Annotated in this window: 24 protein-coding genes and 3 pseudogenes; 13 read left to right on the top strand and 14 right to left on the bottom strand. The window is 68.6% G+C overall.

Annotated elements, in window-relative coordinates:
* Positions 1-210: 210 nt before the first annotated feature.
* On the top strand, positions 211-1,308 hold the full coding sequence (locus tag AQJ27_RS47665; RefSeq protein WP_067384398.1) for a DUF4037 domain-containing protein: 1,098 nt from the start codon (positions 211-213) through the stop codon (positions 1,306-1,308).
* 1,047 nt (positions 1,309-2,355) lie between these two features.
* Here AQJ27_RS47665 and AQJ27_RS47660 read toward each other — a convergent pair.
* The 6 genes and pseudogenes from AQJ27_RS47660 to map all read right to left on the bottom strand — a co-directional run bounded on the left by AQJ27_RS47660 (position 2,356) and on the right by map (position 7,040).
* Positions 2,356-2,730 carry a zf-HC2 domain-containing protein gene (locus AQJ27_RS47660; RefSeq protein WP_067384395.1) on the bottom strand — a complete coding sequence of 125 codons (375 nt, stop codon included), beginning with the start codon at positions 2,728-2,730 and terminating at the stop codon, positions 2,356-2,358.
* Positions 2,731-2,877: 147 nt separating this feature from the next.
* On the bottom strand, positions 2,878-3,573 hold the full coding sequence (locus AQJ27_RS47655) for a response regulator transcription factor (protein ID WP_067384393.1): 696 nt from the start codon (positions 3,571-3,573) through the stop codon (positions 2,878-2,880).
* On the bottom strand, positions 3,545-4,774 hold the full coding sequence (locus AQJ27_RS47650; RefSeq protein ID WP_079065850.1) for a sensor histidine kinase: 1,230 nt from the start codon (positions 4,772-4,774) through the stop codon (positions 3,545-3,547). The genes AQJ27_RS47655 and AQJ27_RS47650 overlap by 29 nt, the downstream gene beginning before the upstream one ends.
* A gap of 39 nt (positions 4,775-4,813) precedes the next feature.
* On the bottom strand, positions 4,814-5,512 hold the full coding sequence (locus AQJ27_RS61115; protein ID WP_425275290.1) for a transposase: 699 nt from the start codon (positions 5,510-5,512) through the stop codon (positions 4,814-4,816).
* 57 nt (positions 5,513-5,569) lie between these two features.
* Positions 5,570-6,025 (bottom strand): annotated as a pseudogene (locus tag AQJ27_RS47645) (serine hydrolase); the annotation flags it as partial.
* Positions 6,026-6,272: 247 nt separating this feature from the next.
* Positions 6,273-7,040, bottom strand: coding sequence for a type I methionyl aminopeptidase (gene map, locus AQJ27_RS47640; protein ID WP_067384390.1), 768 nt, complete (start codon positions 7,038-7,040; stop codon positions 6,273-6,275).
* 62 nt (positions 7,041-7,102) lie between these two features.
* Here map and AQJ27_RS47635 point away from each other — a divergent pair, with 62 nt between their 5' ends.
* The 6 genes from AQJ27_RS47635 to AQJ27_RS59750 all read left to right on the top strand — a co-directional run bounded on the left by AQJ27_RS47635 (position 7,103) and on the right by AQJ27_RS59750 (position 11,983).
* Positions 7,103-7,387, top strand: a complete 285-nt coding sequence (locus AQJ27_RS47635) for a helix-turn-helix domain-containing protein (RefSeq protein WP_067384388.1) — start codon at positions 7,103-7,105, stop codon at positions 7,385-7,387.
* A gap of 565 nt (positions 7,388-7,952) precedes the next feature.
* Positions 7,953-8,471, top strand: coding sequence for a DUF1259 domain-containing protein (locus AQJ27_RS60630; RefSeq protein WP_341866166.1), 519 nt, complete (start codon positions 7,953-7,955; stop codon positions 8,469-8,471).
* 7 nt (positions 8,472-8,478) lie between these two features.
* A complete protein-coding gene (locus AQJ27_RS59755; protein ID WP_425275289.1) occupies positions 8,479-8,688 on the top strand; it encodes a DUF1259 domain-containing protein in 210 nt (69 codons plus the stop codon).
* Positions 8,688-9,893, top strand: coding sequence for a cytochrome P450 (locus AQJ27_RS47625; RefSeq protein WP_067384379.1), 1,206 nt, complete (start codon positions 8,688-8,690; stop codon positions 9,891-9,893). Before AQJ27_RS59755 ends, AQJ27_RS47625 begins: the two co-directional genes overlap by 1 nt.
* A gap of 588 nt (positions 9,894-10,481) precedes the next feature.
* Positions 10,482-11,507: a GNAT family N-acetyltransferase gene (locus AQJ27_RS47620; RefSeq protein ID WP_235614056.1), complete on the top strand. Its 1,026-nt coding sequence runs from the start codon at positions 10,482-10,484 to the stop codon at positions 11,505-11,507.
* Between the two features lie 182 nt (positions 11,508-11,689).
* Positions 11,690-11,983 (top strand): hypothetical protein, encoded by a 294-nt coding sequence (locus tag AQJ27_RS59750; protein ID WP_079065849.1) that lies wholly within the window; start codon positions 11,690-11,692, stop codon positions 11,981-11,983.
* Between the two features lie 6 nt (positions 11,984-11,989).
* Here the strand turns inward: AQJ27_RS59750 and AQJ27_RS61110 are convergent.
* Positions 11,990-12,514: pseudogene (locus AQJ27_RS61110) on the bottom strand (hypothetical protein); the annotation flags it as partial.
* On the opposite strand from AQJ27_RS61110, the gene AQJ27_RS47615 reads away from it, so the two are divergent.
* Positions 12,434-12,886 (top strand): DUF5959 family protein, encoded by a 453-nt coding sequence (locus AQJ27_RS47615; RefSeq protein WP_235614052.1) that lies wholly within the window; start codon positions 12,434-12,436, stop codon positions 12,884-12,886. The pseudogene AQJ27_RS61110 and the gene AQJ27_RS47615 sit on opposite strands and share 81 nt — an antisense overlap.
* Here the strand turns inward: AQJ27_RS47615 and AQJ27_RS47610 are convergent.
* Positions 12,868-13,695, bottom strand: coding sequence for an IS5 family transposase (locus tag AQJ27_RS47610; RefSeq protein ID WP_067384370.1), 828 nt, complete (start codon positions 13,693-13,695; stop codon positions 12,868-12,870). The genes AQJ27_RS47615 and AQJ27_RS47610 overlap by 19 nt on opposite strands.
* A 1,152-nt stretch (positions 13,696-14,847) precedes the next feature.
* Between AQJ27_RS47610 and AQJ27_RS47605 the strand changes: the two genes are divergently transcribed.
* Positions 14,848-15,594 (top strand): class I SAM-dependent methyltransferase, encoded by a 747-nt coding sequence (locus AQJ27_RS47605; protein ID WP_067384367.1) that lies wholly within the window; start codon positions 14,848-14,850, stop codon positions 15,592-15,594.
* A gap of 475 nt (positions 15,595-16,069) precedes the next feature.
* Here AQJ27_RS47605 and AQJ27_RS47600 read toward each other — a convergent pair whose 3' ends face one another.
* Complete coding sequence (locus tag AQJ27_RS47600; RefSeq protein WP_067384364.1) at positions 16,070-16,981, bottom strand: ADP-ribosylglycohydrolase family protein; 912 nt, start codon at positions 16,979-16,981, stop codon at positions 16,070-16,072.
* A 450-nt stretch (positions 16,982-17,431) separates the two neighbouring features.
* Positions 17,432-18,019, bottom strand: a complete 588-nt coding sequence (locus AQJ27_RS57075; RefSeq protein WP_159064631.1) for a hypothetical protein — start codon at positions 18,017-18,019, stop codon at positions 17,432-17,434.
* Positions 18,020-18,478: 459 nt separating this feature from the next.
* Between AQJ27_RS57075 and AQJ27_RS47590 the strand changes: the two genes are divergently transcribed.
* Both AQJ27_RS47590 and AQJ27_RS47585 read left to right on the top strand, forming a co-directional pair.
* The gene (locus AQJ27_RS47590; RefSeq protein ID WP_235614053.1) at positions 18,479-19,738 is read left to right on the top strand and encodes a GNAT family N-acetyltransferase; all 1,260 of its coding nucleotides are present in this window, start codon (positions 18,479-18,481) and stop codon (positions 19,736-19,738) included.
* A gap of 57 nt (positions 19,739-19,795) precedes the next feature.
* The gene (locus AQJ27_RS47585) at positions 19,796-20,119 is read left to right on the top strand and encodes a hypothetical protein (protein WP_067384355.1); all 324 of its coding nucleotides are present in this window, start codon (positions 19,796-19,798) and stop codon (positions 20,117-20,119) included.
* A gap of 9 nt (positions 20,120-20,128) precedes the next feature.
* Here AQJ27_RS47585 and AQJ27_RS47580 read toward each other — a convergent pair whose 3' ends face one another.
* The 3 genes from AQJ27_RS47580 to AQJ27_RS47570 form a co-directional block, all read right to left on the bottom strand.
* On the bottom strand, positions 20,129-20,416 hold the full coding sequence (locus AQJ27_RS47580) for a hypothetical protein (protein WP_067384352.1): 288 nt from the start codon (positions 20,414-20,416) through the stop codon (positions 20,129-20,131).
* A gap of 179 nt (positions 20,417-20,595) precedes the next feature.
* A complete protein-coding gene (locus AQJ27_RS47575; protein ID WP_079065852.1) occupies positions 20,596-21,150 on the bottom strand; it encodes a DinB/UmuC family translesion DNA polymerase in 555 nt (184 codons plus the stop codon).
* Positions 21,151-21,264: 114 nt separating this feature from the next.
* Positions 21,265-21,813, bottom strand: a complete 549-nt coding sequence (locus AQJ27_RS47570; protein WP_067384349.1) for a GNAT family N-acetyltransferase — start codon at positions 21,811-21,813, stop codon at positions 21,265-21,267.
* A 78-nt stretch (positions 21,814-21,891) separates the two neighbouring features.
* On the opposite strand from AQJ27_RS47570, the gene AQJ27_RS59745 reads away from it, so the two are divergent.
* The gene (locus AQJ27_RS59745; protein ID WP_067384346.1) at positions 21,892-22,116 is read left to right on the top strand and encodes a transposase; all 225 of its coding nucleotides are present in this window, start codon (positions 21,892-21,894) and stop codon (positions 22,114-22,116) included.
* Positions 22,117-22,172: 56 nt separating this feature from the next.
* On the top strand, positions 22,173-22,604 hold the full coding sequence (locus AQJ27_RS47560) for a DUF4259 domain-containing protein (protein WP_067384343.1): 432 nt from the start codon (positions 22,173-22,175) through the stop codon (positions 22,602-22,604).
* Between the two features lie 158 nt (positions 22,605-22,762).
* On the opposite strand, the pseudogene AQJ27_RS47555 reads toward AQJ27_RS47560, so the two are convergent.
* A pseudogene (locus AQJ27_RS47555) lies at positions 22,763-23,284 on the bottom strand (S41 family peptidase); the annotation flags it as partial.
* Positions 23,285-23,296: the final 12 nt, after the last annotated feature.

The raw sequence follows: 23,296 nt of genomic DNA, 5'->3' as shown, positions 1-23,296 counted from the left end.
GATCGTTGAGAGAGACTACGAAGGATCTTGCCGCCGGGGGGACGCTGAAGCACGGCCCGAATTGACGTCGAGGAACTCGACGCCGCCTCACAAGAGTTGGGCCGCCGCTCCTCAAGCCTACGACTTCCTCACGAGTGGAAGGCGACGTGAAGACAGCACGCATGCCCCGCCATAAAGTGGGCACGGCTTGCTGGCATGAGCGTCACGAATATGCCAGCTTTTATTCCCGGCCTGGAACTCTCCCGCCGCTTCTACACCGAAGCAGTACGCCCCCTGCTGGAGGAAGCCTCCCCCGCAATCCCTCACTCTGCGGCACGCCTGGGCAGCGTTTCCGAGGTGCTCGGCTTCGACACCCCTCGCTCGGCCGACCACGAATGGGGCCCCCGTCTCCAGCTCTTCCTCCGCCGCCAGGACGTCTCCCGGCACGCGGGACGCATCAGACACGTACTCGCGGAGCACCTCCCGAAGACCTTCCACGGCTACCCCACCCACTTCGCCCCCACCGGCGACCGCGACATCCGCGTCATGCGGGCCACCGACGGCCCCGTCCATCACCGCGTCGAAGTCACCCACCTCTCAGCCTGGTTCACCGACGTACTCGGCTTCGACCCATCCTCCGGCATCACCCCGACGGACTGGCTCGCCACCCCCACCCAACTCCTCGCCGAAGTCACCGGCGGAGCCGTCTTCCACGACGGCCTCGGTGAACTCGCTCCCTTACGCACGGCCCTCCGTTGGTACCCGCACGACCTCTGGCTCCATGTCCTGTCCTGCCAATGGCAACGCATATCCCAGGAGGAAGCCTTCGTCGGCCGCTGCGGCGAGGTCGGCGACGAGCTCGGATCCGCCGTGGTCGCCGCCCGCCTCGTGCACGACCTGATGCGCCTGTGCCTCCTGATGGACCGCCGCTTTCCGCCCTACAACAAGTGGCTCGGCAGCGCGTTCGCCCGCACTCCCATGGGCCTTCGCCTCACCCCCGACCTCACCGCCGTCCTCGCCGCCACCGACTGGCGCGACCGCGAGCGGCATCTGGCGCACGCCTACGAGACGGTCGCGGGCCTGCACAACCAACTGGGCCTGACCGACCGGGTCGACCCCGCCACCCGCCCCTACCACTCCCGCCCCTTCCAAGTTCTGCGCGCCGACCGTTTCGCCAAGGCCCTGACGGCCCGCATCACGGACCCGACGCTTCGCGATCTGCTGCCCGTCGGCTCCGTGGACCAGTTCCTCGACAGCACCGACGTCCTGAGCCGCCCGAAACTGACCCGCGCGGCAGGCCACGCCGTACGAAAATCCAGGTCAGAGTGAACCTGACCTGGGCTTCCGAGCCAGCAGCGTGCCACCGCAGCCGGCCCAGAGAGTCGACCAGGAAGATCTTCCTCTGACTGGCTCGGTCTCCCCCGACCCGACACCGCGCCACTTGAACTGCAGCCGGTCGGGGTCCAACTGGCTCGCCTGGGCATCACTCACGCGTCCTCGCGGACTCCGGGCTCCCGGACTTCGACGTGCTCGTGGGCACCGAATCCGTACGGCCCGCGGCACAGGGCCGCGCGGTGGCCGTGCACTGCGTGACGGATTGCATGGGCGTGTGCAGGGTGCGTGGGCTGTGAGGCTGGTGATCACACATCGCTGGAGAGCGGTTGTCCGTCCGGGGGGACTCTCGCTTCCGGGATTTGGAAGGGCCAACTTCCCCCCGCACCACGCGTGATGGAGGATCCACACATGACTCAGCCGCGAACCGATGGGGCGCCGTCGCCCGACGCGGCCAACGCCTAAGGAGGCACTCCGAGAACGGCTGGCGGCCGACGGATGCGGGGTGACCGCAACCACCTGTCGCGACTACCGGGTAGTGATCGGCAGTCGATCGGACCGCAGGGTGCGATGGTTCGGCACCAAGGTGGAGCTGTTCGTCCTCGCCGCCGCTGTCCCCGAGGTCGACAACGCCTCGATGGCCGAGTTCACAGGGTGGGCCATGGACTACGTGAAGAGCCTCCGCAGCGGTCTGCCCGGCGCCCGCAACGCGACGATGATTCTGCCCGCCCTCTGGCCAGCGGCAGCGTCCAGCCGTCCGCGAGAAGCTGGGCTGCCAACTCAGACCGACGGCCCCACTCCCGTAGTCAACGACGACATCGCCCACACCCACTACGTCTGGAATGTTCGTACGCGTCGACGGGGACTGCACCCTTCACGGCAACCGGTGTCGTCCAATTCCAGCAATCGCGGGGTGGTGGACCCCTCCGCCGTCCGTCTCCACACCAACCGTGCGAATGCTCTTCGCCGGTGGCCAGTGAGACGCCGCAGAAGGGTCCCCTTGCCGTTCCGCCCGAGGTACCTCGTCGCATCCGCGAGATGTGCTCACTGGATGTGCGACGTGGTCCTGCTGACCCATTGGGACAGCGTGAGCTGCATGGTCAGGTTCGATCGGTGTGGCCTGCGGTGACGGGGCGAGGAGTGACCGCGATCGAGCCGGGTGGCCGCGTGCGTCCGCGCGCTTCGGCCTTTGCCGCAGGCCAGAGCGTCGCGGAGAAGAGACAGGTGTGCCGGCACGGCCGCGAGGCGGTCGTACTCGTCCCGGCACGTGTGGCAGATCGCCAGGTGAGCCCGCACCGCGCCTGCCTCAGAGGGGGCGAGGGTCCTGCGTTCGTTTCCGGCCAGAAGTTCACGGATCGTGCGACATTCCTCGACGGCCGTCTTCTCGTCGGGCTTCGTCAGGCACTGGGTTGCGGTCATGGTGAAACCTCCGTTCAGGGTTCCACCTTGGCTCAGGAGCACCCCTGAGCGCGTCGTCCCCACGCAGCGACTTCTGGCTACCACGGCTGCAGTACGCGGTACGTCGGCCTGCGGCCGGGGCAGAAGGTGGACGCACCGTGCCGGCGACTACGCGGGTTGCTGGGATTGATCTGGTTCCGTAGCCGGACTGACCAGCCCGCACTGGTAGGCGATGACGACGAGCTGGGCGCGGTCACGAGCTGCCAGCTTGGTCATGGCCCGGTTGATGTGGGTCTTGGCGGTCAGCGGGCTGACGAACAGGCGCTCGGCGATCTCGTCGTTGGACAGGCCGAGTGCGGCGAGGCTCGTGACGTCGCGTTCCCGCGGTGTCAAGCTCTCCAGCCGCTCATGGACGGCCGCCGGGCATGGATCCGGCTGGGCCAGAAACCGAGTGATCAATGCTCGCGTCGCGGACGGGGACAGCAGCGCCTCACCGTCTGCGACCGTTCGGACGGCATCGAGGAGTTCCTCGGGTCGTGCGCCCTTGCCCAGAAACCCGCTCGCACCCGCACGCAGTGCGTCGGCGACGTGCTCGTCGTCTTCGAAGGTGGTCAGGATGAGCACCTTCACACCTACGAGGTCCTCGGACTCGGTGATGAGCCGTGTCGCCTCGAGGCCGTCCATCTCCGGCATGCGGATGTCCATCAGGACCACGTCCGGGCGCTGTGAACCGGCCAGCTCGACCGCCTCACGGCCGTTGGACGCCTCTGCCACGGTCTCCATGTCATCCGTGGCGTCGAACAGCATGCGGAAGGTGCCCCGCAGCAGGGCCTGGTCATCGGCAAGCAGTACGCGAATCGTCATGCTCATGTCTCCGATTCCCTGCCGGACTGGGGCGCAGCGGGAGTTCCGCGGTCACGGTGAAACCGCCTTCGGGGCGCGGTCCCGCATACAGCGTGCCCCCTATCGTGGTAGCCCGCTCACGCATCCCGATCAGCCCGTGGCCGGCCCCCGGGTGAGGATGGTGCGGTCCGGCGCACCCGTCGTCCTCGACGGTGATCGTCAGCCGTTCGCAGTGGTAGTGCAGGAACAGCCGTGCATGGTCGGCCCCGGCGTGCTTGCGCACATTGGTCAAGGACTCCTGCACGATGCGGTACGCGGCCAGGTCGACCGCCGGCTCCAGCGGCTCGGTGCTGCCCCGCCGCGTGTGGCTCACGGCCAGCCCGGCGCGTTCGAACGACGCCAGAAGCGCTGGTACTTGCGCAAGGCCCGGCATCGGGTCACGGATGGCCACCGGCTCGTCGGACTGCCGCAGCAGCCCTACGGTCACCCGTAATTCGTCCAGCGCGGAGCGGCTGGTGTCCCGGATGTTCTCCAGAGCTGTCAGGATTTGTTCCGGACGCTGGTCCACCAGGTGGACGGCGACGCCTGCCTGAGCGTTGATCAAGGCGATGTGGTGGGCGACGATGTCGTGCAGCTCGCGGGCGATCCGGACACGTTCGGCCGCCACTCGCTGCTGTGCTTCTTGCTCGCGGGTGCGCTCGGCGTGCTCCGCTCTTTCCACCACGGCCGCCACATAGGCGCGCCGTGAGCGCAGCCCGTCCCCGACGGCGGCCGGCAGGGCCGTCCAGGCCACCATCGCAGCCTTGTCCGGGTCGAGCCACGAATCCGAGGTCCACACCGCGTCGGCGCCTACCAGAACGGCAGCGGAGACAGCTGCCGCGGTCCAGGCGGTACGCCGGTCGGTCCGCAGCGCCACGTTGTAGACGGACGCCAGAACCGGGCTTGTCACCAGCGGGCTCTCCCGGAAGCCGAGCATCTGAAAGATCACCCCGCAGCCAATGGTGACGGCCAGTACTCCGAACGGGTGACGACGACGCCAGAGCAACGCGAAACAGCCGACGGCAGCCAGCACCACGGCGGACCAGCGCAACACGAACTCGTGCTCGTGCGGGTCGACCGAGGCAGCCACGACCGACAGCACGCACAGCACAGCCACGCCCAAGACGTCGAGCGTGCGGCTCCGGGCTCGCCCTCGCCGCCTCCAACCGTTGAGCACCGTCATGCCATCACCGTAGGGTCGGTGGCCGGGTCGGGCATCGTTTCACCACGGCAGGGGGCGCCCCGGGGCGCCACGGCCTGATTCGCGGTATCCGGCTCCATCCCCGCGGGACGTGGCAGGCGAATGAGCTCGGAGGATCTGCTTCCGCTTTGTCCATATCCAGCTCGCGAGCGTGCAGGACGGTCCGGCAGGCGTGGATGGCCTTGGCCAGGGTTGTGTGGCGATGCCGGCCCGGGTAGCTGCCGACGCTGCGGACCAACTCGCCCAGAGTGGTCCCGGCCGTAGATCCGCAGGCCGTGACCCCTCGCCACACGAACGGCGCTGCCACGTCTGCCGCGCCAGGCCGACAAACAGCTCGCGCGCAGAGGGGCCGCCGTCCAAAACCAGGCCGCCGGTCAGTTGCGCACCAGGGGCTGCATAGCTCGTCGTAGGCGACGATCCGCGACATGTCAGTGGCCCATGGCACGATCGCGGGCATGGCCTCGGCGGCGTACACCCGCCTGGCCACACGCGCTGTCGGGTCGACTCCATGAACCGCCGTTGAGCCGTCGCCCCCGATGGTCCGAACACCGGCGGGACCTGCGCCCACGTGCACCCCATGGTCACCACGAAGAAGATCACCGCCAGCACCTCGCGGTCTCCGTACCGACGCCGACCACCGCCTCGCGGCCTGGTCCGCGCCTTCGGCACCACCCGCTCAAACAGTCCCCACAGCCTGTCGGGGCCGAGGCGATCAGCCATCAACACGCGTACAGGGTAACGAGATCGCCAATTGAGATGATCTCCAAGTGACGCGGTTCAGCGGCACAGGGCCGTGTCCACGACACCGTCCATGCGCTCCTTGACTGCCTGGCTCGGCTGCATGGTCACGGCGACGTTGGCCGCGCGGCCGTCCTCGGTGACGCCGCCTCGGGTCTCGTATCCCGTCATGCTGCCGCCGTGGCCCCAGTACACACCGCCGCACGACAGCGGCGTGCTCACGAGTCCCAGCCCGTAACGGGCAACGGCGGGAAAGGGGTAACCGGCGGGGACGGTGGTGCGCAGCTGGTCGAGCTGAGCCTTCGGGAGAAGTCGGCCGGCCAACAGCGCGGTGAAGAACCGGTTCAGGTCGGAGTCGGTGGACACCATCTGGCCCGCAGCCCCGGCCCAGGCCCAGGCCCAGGCCCAGGCCCAGGATGGGTCCCACTTCGTGGCGCCGACCAGAGGCGCGCCGGCCGAATCCTGGTAGTAACCCCTGGGATGGCGCTCCCGGATCATCTCCTCTCACTTGGTGTAGTTGGGAAGTCCGCTGGAGTGCAGTAGTAGTTGGTGCCCCACGGGCAGCCGACAGCACGATGGCTGCGTGCTGCCGAGCCTGATGTGGGGTCTTGTGGCCATAGGCCGTCTTCTTGAGCCGGTGGCGCTCGGAGGCGGTCAGGGCTCGGCGCCGGTAGGAGCCGTGATCGGTGCTTGGCCGAGCGTGGCCGATGTGTCTGGCTGCCGGGTGGGAGCGGACTCGAGGTCAGGGCAGGGTGAGAATGCGGGGGCCGTCCTCGGTGATGGCGATGGTGTGCTCGATGTGGGCGGCTCGGCTGCCGTCGATCGTGCGCAGGGTCCATCCGTCGGGGTCGGTGTGGTAGTCGTTGCGTCCGCCGGCCATGAGCATGGGTTCGATGGCGAGGGCGAGGCCGTGGCGCAGAGGGAAGCCGCGGCCGGGTCGTCCGTGGTTGGGCACGTGGGGGTCTTCGTGCATCTGGCGGCCGATGCCGTGGCCGCCGAAGTCGGCCGGCATGCCGCAGTCGGCCTTGCGGGCGACCGTGCTGATGGCATGGGAGATATCGCCGATCCGGTGGCCGACGGTGGCGGCGGCGATGCCGGCGTCCAGGGCCTGCTGGGTGGCGGCGATGAGTTCGAGGTCGGCGGGGCGAGGGGTACCGACGGTGAAGCTGATCGCGGCGTCGCCGGTCCAGCCGTCGAGTTCGGCTCCGCAGTCGACGCTGACCAGGTCGCCGTCGCGCAGGCGGTAGTCGTCGGGGATGCCGTGCGAGACGGCGTCGTTCACGGAGGCGCAGATCACGGCGGGGAAGGGGGTCGGAGCGAAGGAGGGCTGGTAGCCCAGGAACGGAGAACGTGCTCCGGCCTTGGTGAGAACGGTGCGGGCCGCTTCGTCGAGCTCGCGCAGGCGAACTCCCACGGCTGCCGCCGCGCGGGCGGCTGCGAGTGCATGAGCCACGACGCGTCCGGCTTCTCGCATCGCCTCCAGTGCCGTGTCGGTCTTGATCTCCACCATGTGTCGTGACTCCCTGCCGTGCGACGCTACCCAATACTTATACCGGTATTAGTATCACGGGCATGGTGAGAGTTCCTTTGAGTCCGCAAGAGCGGCAACGCGGAGAGCGCTTCGGGATCCTGCTCCGCCGCGCCCGCGGCGACCGCAGCATGGTCGACGTGGCGGCAGCCGCCGGGGTGTCCGCTGAAACGCTTCGCAAGATCGAGACCGGCCGGGCCCCGACCCCGGCCTTCTTCACCGTGGCAGCCCTGGCCCACGCGCTGCACCTGTCCCTGGACGACCTGGCCGCCGCCTGCGCGGAAGGTGCCGAGGGCGCCGAAGGCGGCGAGCAGGCCATGTCGGCGTGACCGTCAGGCGCGCGTGATACCCGTTCCCTGGTCGGCCATCCAGGACTCCGGGGCCTGGACGACATCTTACGGTCGGATGCCCTGGAGCACCTTCGCCAGGCGGCGGGCCTGTACGGCTGGGGGGACGGCTCGGCTGCGCCACTTCCCGACTTCCCGCTGAAACGCGGCAGCGCGGCAGCGACACGCCCACACGTGTAGGCCACACGGGTGACGCACGTCGCCGATGAAGGCCGACGACACCCACACACCCGCCCGGGGCGACCTCGTCGCAGAAGGCGTGGTGGGCAGCACGGACAGCCTGGACGCGGGCAGACAGGCTCCTTCCACCACGACCCTGAGCGGAGCCGCGCGGTCGGCATGACCGCACCACTCGGCCGCGCGTCACCCGTCGGCCGCCACGGCATCTCCGGCAGACGCCGGTCAGGTTGGCCACGGTGGCTCGCGCGGCCAGCTGCTGTGCAGCCGCGGGCCATAAGCGGCGGTCAGTTAGCCCACCTGGCGGGATGTGGCTGTGCCGATCAGCGGTCCACGAGGTGTCCTGTGCTTCCATCGCGCCAGGAGGCATATGACATGGCTGACAAGAGACAGGCAGGACACCCACTCTCGACTCACCCCGTCCCGGCGCCGTGTGCCGGCCGCGGCCGCCCTTGCGCCCGTACTCACCAGTGTGCCTGCCAGGGCCCGCGCCCTGTCCGCCGGACCGGAGGACCGCTCCCCGGCCCTACCGGTAATGACCAAATCGGCGGACTGGGCGGGCGTGGGCGACGCTCTCGACCCGACCGGTGGCCTGAGGCGGTTCATGTACGACACGAGCTTGCCGCGCCGGGACCTCACGGCCTTCTCTCGCGGCATCCGGATCAACCGCGCGCTCGTTCTGGGCACGCGCGTGTCCTTCGTCCGTCGCCCAGACCACAGCACGCTTTTGATGGGCGACGCCGTGGTCACCGAGCGCGAACTGCAGATTTTCAGATGTCCGCCGCGAGACCGTCGCCGACGGTCCTGCGATCCTGCCCCCGAGACTGGTCGCCACCATCTCCGTCAACTTCCAGCCGCTCCGCGGCGGAACGGCTGCCCTCAGCGGTGACCTGGTCGTGATCGCCAAGGAAGTCCAACCCGTCCTCGTGGCCCTGCCGCGCGGTGGCGTCGAACTCGTCGAGGCGCGCCACCACAACCCCACCGACGAACCACCCCTGTTCTTCGTCCACTACTGGGCCGTCGGCGATGCCGTCAGCCCCGCCAAGGCCATTCGCCGGGCCGTGGACACCACCGACGTCGTACCCATGCCCGGAGGAGCCGCCTGATGACCGCGGACAACGAGAAAAGCATCTGCCCGTTCGACTTCAGCGAAGCCCTGGAGTTCGACCCTGTGCTCGCGGACTTGATGGACCGCGATACCCCTGCGCGCATCCGGCTTCCCTACGGCGATGCGGACGCCTGGCTGATCACCGGATTCGACGCCGTCAAGCAGGTGACCACCGATCACCGGCTCAGTCGGGCCGCCATCATCGGCCACGACTACCCCCGGCTGACCCCGGAGCCCATCGTCTCTCCCGAATCCATCAACGTGATGGACCCGCCGCACAGCAGCCGTGTCCGCCAGCTGGCCTCGCAGGCCTTCACCCAGCAGCAGGTCGACGGGATGCGGAGCCGGATCATCTGGCTCGCGGACGTCCTGCTGGACAGGATGGAGGAGGACGGCTCGCCGGCGGACCTGGTTCAGTACCTCTCCGACCCGCTCCCCCAGCACACCATCCTGGACCTCCTCGGCGTCGAACAGGAGGACTGGCCCCAGATGCAGGAGTCCGTGCGCCAGTTGCTCGTCGTCGGCGCGGGCAACAAGGAGGCCGCGGCGAGCGCCAAGGCCGATCTGACGGCCTACTTCGCCAAACTCGTCGAGCAGCGCCGGAGCTCACCCGGCAAGGACCTCATCAGCGCGATGGCCGCAGCGCGAGACGGTGAGGATCAGCTTGACGACAGGGAACTGGCGGTCATGGCACTGACGCTGACACTCAGCGGCCAGGACACGGCAACATGCCAGATCAGCGACATCGCATACCTGCTCCTGACGCGTCCCGAGCTGATGGAACACGTCAGGCGTCGGCCGGAGTCTCTGACTGACGTCCTGCAGGAAATGCTCCGCCACATCCCGTTCCGCAAGGGGGTCGGTATCCCTCGGGTGGCCCTTGAGGACGTGGAGCTGGACGGCGTACAGATCCGGGCGGGCGACTTCGTCCACGTGTCGTACCTGACGGCAAACCGTGACCCGAAGCGCTTCCCGGACTCGCACGTCCTCGACCCCGACCGGCCGTACCAGCCGCACATGACGTTCGGCTGGGGCGGACACCGATGCATCGCGGTGCCCTTGGCCATGGCGGAGATGGAAGTGGCGATCGGGCGCCTCTTGAAGCGCTTCCCCGGACTGCGGCTTGCGGTGCCGCCGGAGGAAGTGCGGTGGGACACCGAAACGATCCGGCGCTTCCCGCTGGAGCTACCGGTGGCTTGGTAGGCACGCCTGAACGCGCCGGACCTGATGGGCTGGTGCATCGGCTCGCTCGGTCTATGCGAGCCCTTGAGGTGGGGGCACGGTGACGGCGTCCAGACTGGCCGTGCCACTCACACAGGTGTCAGCAGCACGATCCGTCAACGGGGTGGCTACGCTGCCCCGTTGACGTGTACAGCAACGAACTCCGCATAGCTCCAGCACTGTCGCAACAGCCCTTCGCGAGACGCGACCTCAGCCCATCCTGCCGGTCACGCCTTACGGCGTGGCCGGCAGGTACGCGCCGTAGTGGCAGCAGCATCCTCCCCCCCCCCAGCGTTGAACCCGGCGCCGGGCTCAACGCTGGGGGGGACAAGTAGCTGGCCGAGGAGGGCGGGCGACCGCTGGCACTCGTTCAAAGTGCCCCCGTCCGAGTGGGTCGCCCCGTACGGCAATTCGCGGAGCGTACGCGGCCCCTACGATGCCGGATAGTTTCACCGGTTGCCTCTCGATCGCTTCACAAAGTCGCCGGGTACGCTCCTTCAGTCCTTGGTCGAGGGGAGTTGCTGAGTGGCCCGGTTGAGTAGCCCCGTCCTGCGCACCCAGAGGCTTGTGATGGAGCCGATCCGCCGCGGGGACAGCGACGATCTCTTTGAGGCTGTGGTCAGTCAGGACAGCGTCATGCGATGGCTGGCGACCGGCCGGGCGGACAGTCGGTCTGCGGCCAGGGCCATGTGCGACGACCACGTCGCCCACTGGACCAGACACGGCTACGGCGACTTCGCGGTCAGGGATGCTGCAACGCACACGTTTTTGGGACGGGTGGGACTGCGCAATCGGGCCCAGCACGGAGTCGACCTAGGCTTCGCCGTGCAGCCACGGGCCCAAGGCCGTGGGATCGCCGGCGAGGCGGGCCGTGCGTGCCTGGACCTGGCGTTTCGCTGTCTCTCGCTCCCTGCCGTCTTCGCGTTCGTCCTGCCCGACAACACGGCCTCGATCGCGGTACTGCGCCGCCTGGGTGCCCAGGCGGACGGGACTGTCCAGTCCAGCGGCCTGCATTGTCTGCGCTTCCGGTTTGACCCCGCCGGCACGGCCGCCGCGGAGCATGTGGTGGTGGACGACGGTGGTGCGGACCTCCAGTTGATCCATGTGCTGGGCCCCGGTTCTCCGGGGGTTGCAGCCGCACTCCGCGATGGCCTGCCTGACCCTTTCGGGGTGAACGGGCTCGCTCTGGTGTGGGACGACAAGCAGCACACCCTCACCGCTGTCTCCGAAGGCCGGCCGGTGGCTTCCGCGGGGTGGCTGCTGCGGGACATGGCCTTCGACGGATCGCCGCGCCGTACCGCGGGGTTGGGCGGTGTGCTGGTGCATCCCGCCCATCGGGGCCAGGGCATCGCCCGGACGGTGATCAGCGTGGCGGTCGAACACGCACGAGCGGCCGGCGCCGAGACGATGATTCTGCTCTGCCACCCGGACCTGGTCCCGCTCTACACACAGCTGGGATGGAGCCGACTCTCCGTACCCGTCACCTTCCAGCAGCCCGACGGCGCTCGGGCCTCGCCCCTGACCACCATGCTCTACGACCTCGCAGGCCTGCCTCATCCGACCATCAGCGTGGACCTGCAGGGCCTGCCCTTCTGATGCGCTGGGCAAGTTTCACAGTGTCGTCAGGCTGCTCGGCAAAGTGCTTCCGTCCACGAATTCCGGTTCCGGCTCGGCCTCCGTGCAACGGCCACCGCGAGAACGACTGAGCACCTCCAGGCGCCGTCGAAGTCGCCCGAAACCCGATCGGGAACGGCCGGGCCGTCAGCCCCGACGCCCTCATGTACTACCGGCGCGGCAGCCAGGACGGCGACAACGGTTCGATACTACGGGCGTTCATGGAGGTCGACCGGGCCACCATGGGCCCCGAGCACCTCGCCGCCAAACTGCCTGCACACGCCCGCCGCCACCACGACGCGCCCACGACCCCGACCAACAAGTCGACTCGAAAAGCCCGTCCCGGCATTGGTGGACATACCTGCCGGTCGCAACAACCTCGGCACAACGATCTTTCCGCCCTCGCCGCGCGGCCCAAAAATCCCGAAGCCGTCGATGGCGTATCCCACGAGCGGTGAGTGCCGTGAACGGGAACGGGTGTTCGCGGACTCCCTCGTAGGCTTGCCGCCGAAGCAGGTCTGCGAGGGGCCGTGGTAGTGGTACTGCGTGTCGGACGGATAGCCCCAGCAACGGTCCAGCGGAAGGCCCGCATTGGGGTCGACAGGTCGGTCCTGCGCGTCGGTGGCCACGTCCAGGTGGAAGGTGCCGCCCGCCAGAGCCACCCCGGTCGTCAGCTCGCCGGTGCACGTGGGCTGTGCCCGGACAGACGGATCGCGCGGAACGGTGACGTCGAGGTTCCACGGCTTGATGGGGATCGCGGCGGCATTGGGGTACCCGTGCGCGGGAATCTCCGCGTAGTACTTAGAACTCCTAGCAGAATGAGGCTGGGACAAGCTGGTTGAGACTGAAGATCCAGTCCAGCACCATGAGTCCTGGCAGATGCGGGCGGGCAAAGCAAAGGGCACACGGTGGAACTGATCAGTCTCTCGGATGGCGACAACAGCTTCCGGGTGCGCGTGCTGGGGCGTCGGTCGCCGGGTGTGCTGCATCTTCACGACCGGTTCGACGCAGAGGTCCTTGTCACGAGCAGCTTTGTCAGCGGGCGACTGGCCATGTCCCTGTCCCCTTCCGACCTGGAGAACTGGTCGCGTGCCTTGGACCTGCTCGCTGCCGGCGAGGACATCTGCTGGAGGGATGACGACCACAGCCCGGAGATCAGGATCCAGCCGTACAACGAAGAGCATGAGACGGCCGCTGTCCGTGTAGAGGATCTGGGCGGCTCGTGCGTCTCCGTGTTCCTTCCCATGAGTCTTGAGGAAGGTTGGATCGACGAGCAGCGCAGGCTGCTTGTACTGGTGCGGAAGGAGTGGCCGAGCGAAGTCCTGCAGTCATCACCAGGTGTCTATGAGTGGCGACGCTGAACTGCCGCCAAGCGGCGCCAGCAGATGATGGCGCAGCCGAGGGTGAGGAAAGCTTCGTGGAGGTCGTCGCGGATCTCCCAGCGGATCCGCAGGCGGCGGAACCAGTGCAGGAGCGCGAAGGCGGCTTCGACGACCCAGCGGTGGACGCCCAGGCCGGAGCCGTGCTCGGTCCCGCGGCGGGCGATGACCGGGCGGATGCCCAGGCCGCGCACGTCGCGGCGGTAGGTGTCGTAGTCGTAGCCGCGGTCGGCGTACAGCACATCGGGGCGCCGGCGGGGACGCCCGCGCTTGCCCTTGACCGCCGGAACAGCGTGGACCAGGGGCATGAGCTGGGTGACGTCGTGACGGTTCCCGCCGGTCAGCGTGGCGGCGAGCGGGATACCGTGCGCTTCCACGATCACGTGGTGCTTGCTGCCCGTCCTGCCCCGGTCCACTTGAGACGGCCCGGTCTTCACACCGCCCTTCATCGCCCGCAGGTGGGAGCCGTCGACTGCGGCCCGGGTGAAGTCCAGCAGGTCAGCCGCCCGTAACTCGGCGAGCAGCAGCTCGTGCAGGGCCTGCCACACCCCAGTCTGATGCCAGTCCCGCAACCTGCGCCAGCAGGTGCTCCCCGAACCGTAGCCCAGCTCCTGTGGCAGGAACTCCCAGAGGATCCCCGTGTACAGCACGAACAGGATCCCGTTGAGGACCCGCCGGTCCTCCAGCCGTTTGCGCCCCGGGTACCGCTGTCTGCGTTCGACCACCGGCAGCAGCGGAGTGATCCGTTCCCACAGCCCGTCATCGACCTCCCACGGCCTCCGCTGCCCCACACCCCACCCCGATCCATCGAATGCAGGCACAACACCAGCTGACTGCCCGTCATTCCAAGGTGGCATCCACTCTTTTTGCTAGGGGTCCTTATAGGCGGGGGTGCCCTTCAGGACGGGGAAGCGCCCGGTGGACGGTCCGGGAGCCCGTTGCCCTGGAAGCGCCTCTCGGTCGCGGTCGTCGTCACCTTCAGGTACTTCTGCCAGTGCATGGTCCCTGACACGAACGGGCGCTTGAGTACGTCGATCACACCGTGCGCGTCGTTCCACGGGCGGTCGGGCCGAGTGAGGATCCCCCCTTTGCAGGCGACGAGGGTGTCACGCGCAGGTGAGGCGATCGACGTGCCGGTAGGGGGTGCGTGCAGGCGGGTGATGAGGGTGCCGTCTCCCCCGCCTCGTACGTCCTCGGCCGCCCCCGCGGAACAGACGGGCTGCGAGCCGGCGATCCCGGCCCGGTTCCCGCCGCCCGCATCACGTCACCACGCCCGACTGCCGATGCCCCGCCGACACGTACGCACGTTCGGGTGAGGCCGCGTCCGGAGCGGGTCGTGCCGCCGCCCGCCAGCGAGCCCGGTGCCCTCCGGCCGCCTGCCGCCTGCCGCCTGCCGCCTGCCGCCTGCCGCCTGCCGCCTGCCGCCTGCCGCCTGCCGCCTGCCGGAGCGCACGCCCCGGCGCGTGGAGCGGTTGCGGCTCGGTGTAACGAGCGGTCTCGCACCCCGCCCTTTTCCTTGTGCCGTCGGTGCCATGCCCGCTTGCGGCAGCGGGGAGAGCAGTACCGAGCCGAGGAGGGATGTCCCTCCCCCGACCGTCCAACTCGCGCCGCACTCAGGACAGTTCGCCGTCCGGGCGGCCTGGACGTCCTCGGTCTTCGCTCTCATGCGCCGCAGCCGGCGCCGGTGCCACGAGCGGCAGGCCGACGAACAGAACACCGCCGTCGCCTCCACCGACGGCATCAGCCGATCGCCGCACCCACATCACAACCGGGGCCCGGTGTCATGGTCCGCGACCGCAACCAGCCGCAGCCGGAGCACCCCGTCCCTTCCCATGCCGCCACCGTACGAAGCGAGGGACGCCGTCGGGAGCCCTTGTGACGCCCTGCTGGGGAAACGGCGTTAATTACTGTGCCAGGCCCTTCGGACCGCCGAGGATGGTCGAATGACGATCACTTCGCAGGCCCGTTCCTTCGACAAGGCCGCCGCCAGCTACGCAGCGAACCGTCCTTCTTATCCGCCCGCCCTGCTCGATGCGGTCGAGGAACTCGCCGACCGCCCATTAAATGGCGCCCGCGTCGCGGATGTCGGCGCCGGCACGGGACTGGCGACCGCGCTCCTCCACGCCCGCGGTGCCCACGTCATCGCGGTCGAGCCCGGCCCCGCAATGGCCTCCCAGTTCCGCCTCACACTGCCCGACGTGCCCGTCGTGCTCGGTGACGGCAACAACCTGCCACTAGCTTCAGAGTCCATCGACGTCCTCACCTATGCACAGGCCTGGCACTGGACCGACCCGCACAAGTCCGTTCCGGAAGCCCTCCGAGTACTGCGCCCCGGCGGCGCACTCGCCCTCTGGTGGAACGACTCGGACAGCGCTGTCGGCTGGATCGCCGCCCAGGACGCCCGCCTGCGCCGCCTCTTCGGCGCCGACGACAGCGAACCCGACCCCATGGCCCGATTCCGCCACCTGCCGCCCGAACTGAGCTTCGTCACCCGGCAGGTGTTGTGGGCGAGGAGCGTTCCACTCGAAACGCATCTCGCGAATCTCGCCAGCTACTCCGACTTCCTCGTGCTCGGCAAGGATGCCACCGAGACGTTCCTGGCCGCGGAGCGCGCGCTCCTGGCCGAAGCCTTCCCGAACGGGACGGTCGAGGAGTGCTACGTGGTCAGCTTGGCCGTTGCTACCCGTTGACACGGCGGTAGGTCAGCGGGCGGATCTGTCCCTGCGACAGCGCCCTGACTTGTGCTGAAGCCCCGCTCAACTTGTCATGCGGGGCTCAGACGCAGGTTCTCGATGCTGTACGGAGTGGGCCGGTCGGGCGCGTTCTTCGCGGAGCGTGGTGATCTCCTGGCGGGGCGACCTGGCAGGCCCCACCGAGGACGAGAGGCGGCGCTGGCAGATTGAGGTCCGTCGGTGGCGACGTGACGGTCTGCAAGGACGCCATGCGGGATGACGGACCCGTGCTCGCCGAACAGCGGACAACAACACCCCACCTCGCGGACCCAGTACGGGCCCGGTCACCTATGAACGCCTCAAGACCTCAACGGAGAAATCAGGGCTGCTACGGGCTGCCGTGCAGGAGGTCGGCGTGCCTGGCGGGTCTTCTCGGAGCGAGGAGCTCCCCGGGGACGCCGAGCCTGCGCCAAGGCAGGCGCTCGGGGAAGGCTCACTCCGACACGATCGGGGGCAGCGGTTCGCGGGCGGCGTGCCAGGCAGGGGGAAGAGCGGCGACTCCCGTTCGGGCGGCGATCACCCCGCCCGCGATGGCGCAGGTGGTGTCGATGTCGCCGCGTCCGGCAACCGTGAACCACAGGCCCTCGTGCAGATCGTCGAGGTGACTCGCCGCGCACCACAGGGCGTACGGGACGGTGTCGGGCCCGGACATCCGGTAGCCGGAGCCCAGGACCTCCGCGGCGTGCCGGACCGAGGTGCGCTCCGACATCCGGGCCGCGATCCGCAGTCCCGACCGGACGTCGCTGTCGGGGAGGCGTTCGGCGACGGCGTGGAGGAAGTCCGGGCGGGCCGGGGCGGGCTCGTCCCGGCCTCTGGTTGCCAGGGCGGCGGCAAGGGCGACGGCCACCGCCGCGGCCACCGCCTCCGGGTGGTGGTGCGAGACCACGCCCTGGCGGGCGGCCTGCTCGGCGGCCGCGTCGAGGTCGGCGGCGTGCCAGGCGCCCACCGGCGCGGCGCGCATCGCTGCACCGTTGCCCCAGGAGCCCTGGCCGCCGAACTGCCCAGCGACCACCTCCCGCCAGGGCTCGCCCGCGCCGATCCGGCGGAGCACGTCGTGCATCGAGGCTCCGTAGCCGCGATGCGTGTCGCCGGCGTAGGCGGCCGCGAAGCGCCCGGCGAGCCGGTCCTGGTCGACGGCGCCGCCGCCAACTGCAAGTTCCTGGACAAGCACGACCGCCTGGGCGGTGTCGTCACTCCACCGCCACAGCGGTTCCGCGGGCAGAGTCCGCGTCTCCAGGGCCGCCTGGCCGTCCCGGCGCAGGATGGCGAACCACCGGTCGCCGAACGCGTCCCCGAAGGCTAGTCCGTGCAACGAGTCCAGCACAGCGGCAGGCATGGTGATCATCGTGGCAGTTTCGCAGCGTGGCGGCGCCTCCGCACCCCAGTTTCGGTGCGGGCGTGCTTGGTGGCCTGATCTACGGCGCCCGCGGCTCGGCCCTGCCGGCTGACCCATGTCGCCCGGATACATGAACGGCGCGATCGTCTCCCAGGCGGGGCTTCTTGGCTTGACCACGTCCCCGACGGACCGCCCACCACTCGTACTCGATGGCGCCCCGTCTCACGTAGAGCGGCCGGATGACGGGACCGAGGTCAAGCTCGAGGTGTTCCTTCTGGGTGTTTCTGTCAAACACGAAGTCGAGGCGCGGGAAGTTTCACCGCCGACAAGATCCAGGTGCCGGCCGACCTCGGGCTGGAGTGGGCAGTGGCCAGGCGCCGGGCCACCGTCGACCTGACGATGGCCGGCTTCGGGCCGCCGTCCTTCACCGCTACGAGGTGAGCCAGATCAGGAGTCGGTTCACCACTGGCAGTGAACGTGCTTAGCGTGACCCGGGTCTCCGGGACCGAGGACCAGGTTGGCCCCCAGCTTGTGGCACGCGGTCATGAGCGCATGATGGGCGGCACCATTGCCCACATGACGGCCGTTGATCCAGTTCACATCCACCGCACGTCCTTGGTAGTGCTTGGACCCACTGGTGTGACGGCCGCCAACGAACTCGGAGACCTGGAACTTGAAGTGGTACTGCGTGTTGAGTTTGAGGACACCGTTGAGCATCTGCGCGTTCAGGGCGGCCCGCGTTCCCCTCTTGTGACCCCAAGGACTGGTCTTGGCCAGGCGCCCGTTCGCGGTGTCGACCAGGTTCTGCCGCGGGAGAGAGGCGCGGTCGCTGCCGCCGTCATGCGTCCCCGCGTAGGTGATTCCCTTGTCGTTCAGAATGGCACGGGCAAGCCGAGCCGACTCACTGGCCAGCTTCGGAGGGGTGTGGTGCTTGGCTGGCGTTCCATGCTGCCCAGGCCCAGGCTGAGCTGCTGCGACCGTCCCGGTGGTGACGGCAAAGACGGCGGCCGTCACGGCGACTGCAGCACGAAAGCGGTTAAAGCGCACGGATTTTGACTCCTCCTGCGTAGTGGAACTGGCCACAAGAGGAGATCAGAGTGAACGTGCGCTCCTCAAGGATCTCGAAAGCTCTCCACCTGATCGAATGACGTCCTCGTCAACGCGCCATGTGCCGTTACCCCGGCCAGGGCTCTGTAACGGTCTCCCGGGCCCACGTAGTGCGACTGGAGGGCGGGAGGGAGATGAAGCTCTGGGCGTTCCTGTCAAACACGAAGTCGAGGCGCGGCAAGCTCACCGTCGACAGGCTCCGGCAGCTCTCGGAACACCGGTGCGTTGAACTGCGGCCGCATCGACGTGGACGGGCTACGGAGGACGCTGGCCGCGCTGCCGCAGCCCAACCGCCAAGAACGAACTCGCCGTTCTGCGGCAGCGCAAAGAGCACGGGTGGCACGGACATGCGCTTCCTGCTGCTGCCCACGCCGGTAGCAAGTTGCTGCTGACGCCGCGGTGCCGCTCTGGGCGGTACCGCTTTGTTCGCTTTTGGTGACGGGTTTCAGCAGCAGTGGGCAGGTAAGGACATCGCTGATGTTCGCGGGAAATTACGGCACCGCCGTGGGATCAAGAGGCCGAGGACCTGCCATGTCGGATCACGAGCCAAGGGTCGCCTACACGGAACTCGCGGATCAGGAAGTGCGCAGTCTGCGAGTACGTCACTGCCGGTTGCGGACCGCTGGAGGCGAACCGGTCGCGGAGCTGGAGGTGCTCTCCTTCCAACCGCGGTTCGGTGCGGTGGCCGTTGCCGCAGAAGGCATCGGCGGTGTGGAAACCCAGCCTGGGTTCCGGCGTCAGGGACACATGGGTCGTCTCCTCCGCCAGGCGTTGGCCGGCATGGCACAACGGGTGGACGTCGCCTTCGTATCCGACGGTATCGAGGGGGTGTACGAGCAGTTCGGTTTCGTCGGATCCGTCGCCGAAGGGCACCTGGTCATCCCCGTGCGCAACGTCGAACAGGCGGCGGGAGAAGATCTGGGTACGGCCGTCCCGGGCGTCCGCAGCAGCTCTCCGGCCGATCTTCCGGCGATGATCCGTATGTACAACACCGCGCACGCCCAGCGGCCCTGGACCCACGTACGGCACGCAGGCTGGAACCGGCTCATCCCCCAGGCCACGTGGAAGCCTGGGTCGCAAACCCTGGTCCTGCAGACCGACGGTGCCGCCGTCGGCTATGCCGTGCTGGAGGGCCGAGCGTTCGGCGACCCTCTGGGTTCGCTGACCGTGGACGAACTGGTGGCCGAGAATCCCGCCGCGGCACGCCTGCTGCTCATGGCCATCGCCCGACTCTGCTGGAAACGGCGTCTGAGCGAATTCATTGTGCGGGAGCCAGCCGACAGCCTCACCGGCCGAGTGGCTCGCCAAATGGGCTGCACCTACCAGCAGAGATTTCCGCCGAGCGGCGGGATGATGGCCGCCATCTTGAACCGCTCGTCCCTGATGCGGAACCTCGAACCCGAGCTGCGGCGCCGGGCTGCCCTGCAGCAGTCGGACCAGGTCTACGACAAGGCGTTCAACGCGCTGCGACGCGGCGATCTGTTCCCCGATGACAAGGCGCTCATCCGGCTCCTTCTTGGCTACTGGTCGACCGATGACGCATACGTGCACGGCATGTCGGTCCCCGAACGGTACCGGGACCTGTGCACGGCTTGGATCCCCAGAGGCGGCACACAGTCTCTGCCGACCCCGTACGCGCACCGCCTGGACCGGTATTAGAACTTTGAGCCTCCACCCAAACTCATCGCCACGAACCCGACGATGTTGGATAGCGGCATGGTGAGACGCAAGAAGGAGAAGAAGCGGCCTTCCGTCGGCATTCCGAAAGGGATCGTCCTGTTGGCAACGCCGGACGGCTGGCGCCACAGCGTCCTCGCCATGGAAGGCGCAATGTTCTGCGGGCGCCTGGACGTGCCGATCAACACCGACCCACAAGACGCGCGGGCCGCGGCGACGGCAATGGTGACGGGCCTCGCGCGCGACTTCCACGGCACCAACGTCGAGGTGAACTGGGCTCCGCTCCAGGAGCCCTGGTCGTGGACCGCCCAAGTCACCCTCGCCATCGGAAACGAACCCGCCTCGCCGGACGCCGGAGATTGAACGGCGAGCTCAGCGCAGACGGTACGCGTTGATCGCGGCGCATACCGCGCCCGCCTGCGACCACTCCTCTCCGTGAGCTTCGGCAGGCGGCCACCCGGTGCGCACGAGGGAGTCGGCCGCGGCCGCGACCGACTCCGGTGTCGCGTAGACATGCCGGAGTGAGGTGACCGGGCCGCGGGGCATGGAGTATCCGGGGCCGACGTAGGCGTACGCCCAGCCGGATTCTTCTCCTCGGAACAGGCGGATTCCGCCCGGGCCTGCGCAGCGGCTCACATCCCACCGCAGCCGGATGCGCATCCGCTCGTCCGGGCGGGCGCCAGGTCGACGCGGACGATGCCCGGCGGGACACCGCAGTCGACCAGCGCCTGACCCACCGCGGTGGTGTACGGCCAGTGCGGCAAGGTGTGGGGCAACAAGCCTGGAAATCCTGGCGGTTGGAGCAGCACGGGTCTCGCCTCCACGGCGGGGTCGGACGGTCAGGAGACGCGCAGGAGTGTGGTGGCGGGGCGGATCGCGCCGGGCCCGAACTTGGCGCGGATGCGGTCGCTGACCTCTTCGGCGACCAGCCGGGCCTCGCGCGCACCGTCGAAACTGATCTGCTCGGCAACCTCGCCGACGGCGACCAGGTCCTCGCCCTTCAGCGTGATCCCGGTGAGGCGGCCGCGCTGAAGTCCAGCCGCATCGATCAGCCGGTACGCCGGCATACGCAGGTCGTCATCGTGCGCCGAGGCCTCTGGCAGCTGGCGGGTCTTCTCCCACGTGGTGCCTCCGGCGAAGCCCAGGGTCAGGGGCAGGCCGCGGGCCGCCTGGTCACGGCGTCGCAGCTGGAGGGCGAGGGTGACGACCAGGTCGAGCAGAGCCGCGCGGACGGCGGCGCCGTCCAGGGTGTGCCGGGGGAAGGTGCGGCTCACGCTCGCGGAGGCGGACAGGGCGCGCGGGGCCACGGGGCGGGGGTCGATGCCGCGGGCCCGGCCGGCCACCTGGCGTCCGGCCCGGCCACCCAGGACGCGCTGCACGGTGGCGGGCGGCATCGCGGCGAGCAGGCCGACGCAGTGCACCCCGTAGCCGCGCAGAACGTGGGCCTGGCAGGGGCCCTCATGGGGAATCCTCTGGTCAGCCCGCTAATCCAAACGAAACTGCCTAGTTCAACCGGACGGCGTGACCGAGGACCACACGCCGAACCACTGCTCGGCGCCGTAGTCCTCGAACCGCTCCACCTCGGTGAACCCCAGCTTTGCCGCGAGGCGCATCGAGCGCTCGTTGGCGGTCTGGGTGCGCAGCACCACCGGCTTGCCGGGAAGCGCGTCGGCGAACCAGTCGAGTGCCGCCGCGCACGCCTCGGCGCCGTACCCGCGTCCCCATGCCTCTGGCAGGAACAGGTAGCCGAGCTCGGCCTCCCCGACATCCGGACGGACGTGCCCCGGACACTCCGCGTCGTGCCGATCGAGCTTGACCATGCCGATCATCGCTCCGTCGAGATCGATCACGAAAAGGCCAGGCCGCCGTCCCGATATCTCGGGCACCGCGCGCTCGACCTCATCACGCGGCCGAGGGCCACCGAGATAGGTATGCACCTCCGGTGAGGCGAGCAGCTCGATGAACGCCGCACGGTCTCGGGCCTCGGGCTCGCGGAGCACGAGCCGTTCGGTTCTGATCGGGGCAGGCGGCCAGGCGACGGGTCCGAGTCCACTCATGGCGGGCAACCTATCGCACGCCCGTGAGAGTGATCCGAGAGAGAAGGCCTAGCCGCCCTCACCACGAGCCGTCGTCAGATGGATCCTGAACGCCCTGAAAGCCGCACCGAGTTCGAGCAGGTCCAGCTCAAGACCGTTCGAACGCACTGCCCCGGACTCGACGCCGCCATCGTCGGCCTCACCCTGCCTTGGAACTTCGGAGTCGTCGGAGGCCACGTCAACCGGATCAAGATGCTCGAACGTCAGATGTTCGGTCGCGCAGGCTTCGACGTTCTACGCAAACGAGTCCTGCTCGCCCCGTAGTCGTTTTGTCAGTGCCTGCTGCGAGGATCCCGGCGAGGCTATGCAAGGAGATCAGCATGGGCACCTGGGACACCGGCCCTTTCGACAACGACACGGCTGCGGACTTCGCCAACGCTCTCGACGACGCCGAACCCGAGGCGCGCGAAGCCCTGATCCGAGGCGTCCTCATCCGGACGATCGACGCCACTGGTTACCTCGCGGAAGCAGAAGAAGCGGTCGCTGCCGCCGCACTGATCGCGGCGCAATGCCCCGAAGGTGAACCCGTCGATACGCCCTACGGCCCAGAGACACCCATGCCCGTGTTTCCCACTGACCTTCGGGCGCTCGCTGACGAAGCCCTCGCCCGCATTGCCGGCGACGAGGCGGGGCCGGCCTCAAATTGGGTCGCCCAGGAGGACTGGAAGCAATGGCGGGCGATGCTCACCCGTCTTCGCACGGTACTCGCCCCGCCGCCACCTTCCTTCGCTCTCTTCGATGTCCCATCTTGACGGAGCGTCACTCGGCGCAGAAGTCGAGCCAGAACCCGAGTTCTGACAGCGGTTGTTCAGTATCGCGGAAGTGCCCGGCTCGGGGCTGGGGTTGATGTCCGCGAGAACAGACAGCACCCGGCCGTCGGCACCGCTGTCGGGCAGGGGCGAGAGCGGCACTACTCGGTTTGGCACCGTATTGCCGCGAGAGCCTCTGCGAACGCGGAGTCGTAGGTGCCCTTGGTGATCTCCTGAACGAAATTGCCTGCGCGGATGTCAGGGGGGATGCCCTCACCGTCGAAGGTCTTGCCGCCGGATGGGGTGAGGTACTCCTCGTTCGGCAGGCCGAAGGTCCAGCCGTTCGGGAGGATGCGCTCCAGAACGTCCGAGAAGACGCCCTGCGTGTTCTGTCCGATCCGTACGGTCCTCGCCGGGCGCTGTATGAGGGCCTGGGTGAGGGTCTCGCCGGCGCTGTAGGTCTCACCGCCGGTGAGCACTGCCACAGGACCGGTGTACCGGAACCGGTCGGGTGCCGGCTGTACGCGTACCGGCTGCGGGTGGGTGTGGCGACCTGGGTCGGTCGGGTCGTTGCGTGCCCGCTTGGCGTAGGCCACGTACGCGCGGTCGGTGAGGCGTTCGGCGACCTGCAGCGCCAGTGCATCGGAACCGCCCCCGTTGATCCGTGGATCAGACGCTGAGCCAGGTGATCAGGC

This window comes from Streptomyces olivochromogenes (genome assembly GCF_001514115.1).
Taxonomy (GTDB): Bacteria; Actinomycetota; Actinomycetes; order Streptomycetales; family Streptomycetaceae; genus Streptomyces; species Streptomyces olivochromogenes.
The sequence above is the reverse complement of the archived record's forward strand: the minus strand, read 5'-3'. Positions and strand labels throughout refer to the sequence as shown.